Origin of the sequence: Chthonomonas sp. (assembly GCF_035294505.1) — a bacterium.
GTDB lineage: Bacteria > Armatimonadota > Chthonomonadetes > Chthonomonadales > Chthonomonadaceae > Chthonomonas.
In genome coordinates this window covers 1-3578 of record NZ_DATGKU010000254.1, presented here as the reverse complement: position 1 = coordinate 3578, position 3578 = coordinate 1, and the positions used below count along the sequence as shown (strand labels likewise).

Below are 3578 nucleotides of genomic sequence, written 5' to 3'. Positions count from 1 at the left end.
ACATCGCGATCTGCCCGAACCGTCTCAAGGCAAGGAGGCCTGAACGATGAACCGACGCTCTCCTCTTTGGAAATGGCTCTACCCCGGCATGCATGTTAAGCGCTGGATCGCTTTGGGGTTCATCGGCCTTATTCTTTTCCTCTTGGGGGCTGCGATCATGCTGCAAGCCCATCATGGCCGCCCACCGCTTATTCTTCGGCTTGCCCGGTGGATTATTCAGCATCTTCATGCAGGCATACGTCCCGGACTGTTCGGGTTAGGTCTCTTTCTATTGGGTGGTATGCTCTGCTTGTTCGCCTTGGGTAAGCTCATTCAGTCGTTGATGAGCGCGCTCGACCCGGAGATCGCGCGTGGTGGCCTAGTAGATGTGGTCTACACGCGCCGCAAGTTGGCACAGGGCAAGCGCGTGGTGGTGATCGGAGGGGGAACAGGGCTTTCCACGCTATTGCGCGGCCTTAAGCGCTATACAAGCAACATCACCGCCATTGTCACCGTAGCCGATGACGGCGGCTCCTCCGGAAAGCTCCGGCGCCAGCTGAACATTTTACCGCCCGGTGACATTCGCAACTGCTTGGTGGCGCTTGCCGATGCCGAGCCGCAGATGACGGAGCTGTTTCAGTTTCGCTTTCGCGCGAGCATGGGCAGCGAACGATTGCCTGCCAACGGAGAAAATGCGCCCAAAGGAGACTATGCGGAGGGACTGCGCGATCACGCCTTTGGCAATCTGTTGATAGCGGCCATGTGCGCCATCAATAACGGCGATTTCGAGCGTGCCGTTCAGGAGACAAGCCGTGTTTTGAACATTCGAGGGCGCGTGCTGCCCTCCACGGTGACGCCGGTGAAGCTGAGGGCGGAGATGGAAGACGGCTCGATATTGGAAGGGGAAACGACCATCGCCGAGTCGCCTCTGCGCATTAAGCGGGTCGCTCTTGTGCCGCTCGATCCAAACGACAAAATCTGCCCGGTAGAGGATGCTTTAGAGGCCATTGCCGAGGCCGACCTCATTGTGTTAGGCCCCGGAAGCCTCTTTACAAGCATTCTGCCCAACCTGTTGGTGCCGGGCATTCCCGAGGCCATCCGACGTTCGCAGGCGCAGAAGGTCTATGTCTGTAATGTGATGACCCAGCCGGGTGAAACCGACGGGTTCACTGCCTGCGACCATGTGCGCGCTCTTGAGATACATGTGGGGCCGCGTCTGTTTACCTATGTTGTTGTGAACAACGCCGTCCCAGAGCCAAGGCTGTTAGAGAAGTATCGGCGTGCCGGCTCCATTTTAGTGGAGCCTGATACCGATCGGCTAAAGGCGGAGGGCTATCGGCCGGTTGTGGGCGCTTTCATCAGCGAAAGCGATGTGGTGCGCCACGACGCGGTGCTCTTGGCTGAGGCCTTGATGGGCTTGATCGGCGGTAAATCGCTAAGAAAAAGATAGAAAAGAGAGAACTGAATGGACGAACTTAGGGAAGAGGTTATCGCCTCCGAGGAGATATTTCGTGGGCGTATTCTCCATCTGCGCGTAGATAAGGTGCGTTTGGCAGATGGCACCGTGTCGCAGCGAGAGGTCGTAGAGCATCGTGGCGCGGTATGCATTGTGCCCGTGAAGGATGGGCACGTGCTGCTGGTGCGGCAGTTTCGCTTGCCGGCGGGCAAGGTGTTGCTGGAGGCACCTGCCGGCACATTGGAGAGCGATGAGCCTATCGAGGAGGCCGCGGTGCGTGAACTGGAGGAAGAGACGGGCTACCGAGCCGGAAAGCTGCGCTTTCTGGGTGCCTTCTATGTGGCTCCGGGTTACTCGTCTGAGAAAATCCACGCCTTTTTAGCGACGGAACTGATCGATGGAGAGGCTCATGCAGACCACGATGAACGCCTCCAGCTTGTTTCTGTTCCAATAGAGGAGCTGCATCAGCAGATTCTGCGGGGAGAGATAGAGGACGCGAAAACGATAGCCTCTTTCTTTATGGCGCTGCCTAAGCTGGCCTAATACGGCCTCTCTGCTTATAAGATAAACACTCGACAATCTGCCCGATAACGCTCTGCCAATCGCCTCTCTGCGGCTGACGAAAGAGGCGCATCGTGGGGTACCAGACGGTGGTTTCTCCCATCATGCCCCAGCGCCAATCGGGCGAAAAAGGCAGCAGCACCCAAACCGGCTTTCCCATGGCGCCGGTCAAATGGGCTACCGCGGTATCCACGCTTATCACGAGGTCGAGCGCGGCGATGGCCGCCGCGGTGTCGGCGAAGTCGCGCAGTTCCGGCGATAAGTCTCGTACCCCCAACCGACGGAGAGTAGGTTGAGCACGCTCGGCGGCCTCTCCTTTTTGAAGGCTGTGGAAGGTTACTCCGGCGACCTCAAAGAGCGGTGATAGATATTCGAGAGGGCACGACCTTCTCTTGTCGTTAGGGAAGCGGGGGTTTCCTGCCCAGACGATCCCAATGCGTAGCGTATCGCCTTTTGGGCCGAGTTTTTCTTGCCAAACCGGCCCGAGTTTGGGTGGCACCTTGATATAGGGAACGGACTGTGAGAGCGCGCCATGGGTTTTCCAGAGATGGTAAGGTAGGCTAAGCAAAGAGACATGAAAGTCGAACGGAGCCTGGGGTGGGGCGGGCCGCATGGCAGGAATAACGGCATCGGCATCGGCGCACCAACCCAAAAGACGAGCTAGTTCTGGCTGACATTCCAGCAAAACGCGCGCGCCGGTCGCTCTTAGGGGCGTAAGATAGCGCAGGAAATGGAGGGTATCGCCGAAGCCCCCTTCAAATCGCACGAGGAGTGTACGCCCTCGAATCGGCTCTCCACGCCACGGCCGACCCCCCGATAGTGGAGGCAGATTCACAGCAGCTAACTCCAGGCGGCGCTCAAAATCGCCAAAGCCCTCTTCATAACGACCCTGCAAAAGGCAGGTAAGCCCTCTATTTACTTGAAACTCAGCCGATTCGGGCTTCAAAGAAACCGCTTGCCGATAGCAGCACTCCGCCTTGTCAATAGCGCCAAGAGCGCGCCATGCGTTGCCGAGCATGTTGTAGGCCTCGGCCATGTTGGGGGTGATGACCAGCGCCTGTTCGTAGGCAGAAATGGCTTCAGGGAAACGCTCTTGCACGGCCAGCGCGCGGCCTAGATTGTAGTGCAGTTCCGCCAGGTCGTCTCGCATCGAAAGGGCACGACGACAAAGCGCCTCGGCCTCTTGGGCTTCGCTATGCTCCAGCAAGAGAACGGCCATGTTGTTCAGCGCATAGATGTTGGCAGGCTCTAGGGCTATCGCCTGCCGATAGCACGCTAGAGCCTGCTCATGTTGCCCCTGCGCCCGCAACCTGTCGCCTTCAAACCGCCGTTCTTCCGATGAGGCCCAGCTCACCCGCTATCTCCTCTCATGCCTCTCAAGAGCAGATTGTTGGTCTTCTCTCACCTGTTTTTGAGGCCCGGCGGCTTAAGGCACGCTGCCCGCTTAGGCTTCCGTCTCCTCGTACTTTTTGCGCAGGTTTGCCACTACGGTAGGATCGGCCAGAGTGGTTGTATCGCCAAGCACACGCCCTTCGGCGATGTCGCGCAGGAGGCGCCGCATGATTTTGCCGGAGCGTGTTTT

Annotated in this window: 3 protein-coding genes and 1 pseudogene; 2 read left to right on the top strand and 2 right to left on the bottom strand. The window is 58.2% G+C overall.

What is annotated here, in order from left to right; translation table 11 throughout:
* The first annotated feature begins 46 nt into the window (after window positions 1-46).
* Both VKV18_RS15170 and VKV18_RS15165 read left to right on the top strand, forming a co-directional pair.
* Complete coding sequence (locus tag VKV18_RS15170; protein ID WP_324205023.1) at window positions 47-1429, top strand: gluconeogenesis factor YvcK family protein; 1383 nt, start codon at window positions 47-49, stop codon at window positions 1427-1429.
* A gap of 15 nt (window positions 1430-1444) precedes the next feature.
* Complete coding sequence (locus VKV18_RS15165) at window positions 1445-1978, top strand: NUDIX hydrolase (protein ID WP_324205022.1); 534 nt, start codon at window positions 1445-1447, stop codon at window positions 1976-1978.
* Here the strand turns inward: VKV18_RS15165 and VKV18_RS15160 are convergent.
* Window positions 1965-3350: a tetratricopeptide repeat-containing glycosyltransferase family protein gene (locus tag VKV18_RS15160; protein WP_324205021.1), complete on the bottom strand. Its 1386-nt coding sequence runs from the start codon at window positions 3348-3350 to the stop codon at window positions 1965-1967. The two genes, VKV18_RS15165 and VKV18_RS15160, sit on opposite strands and share 14 nt — an antisense overlap.
* A gap of 90 nt (window positions 3351-3440) precedes the next feature.
* A pseudogene (locus tag VKV18_RS15875) lies at window positions 3441-3578 on the bottom strand (acetyl-CoA synthetase); the annotation flags it as partial.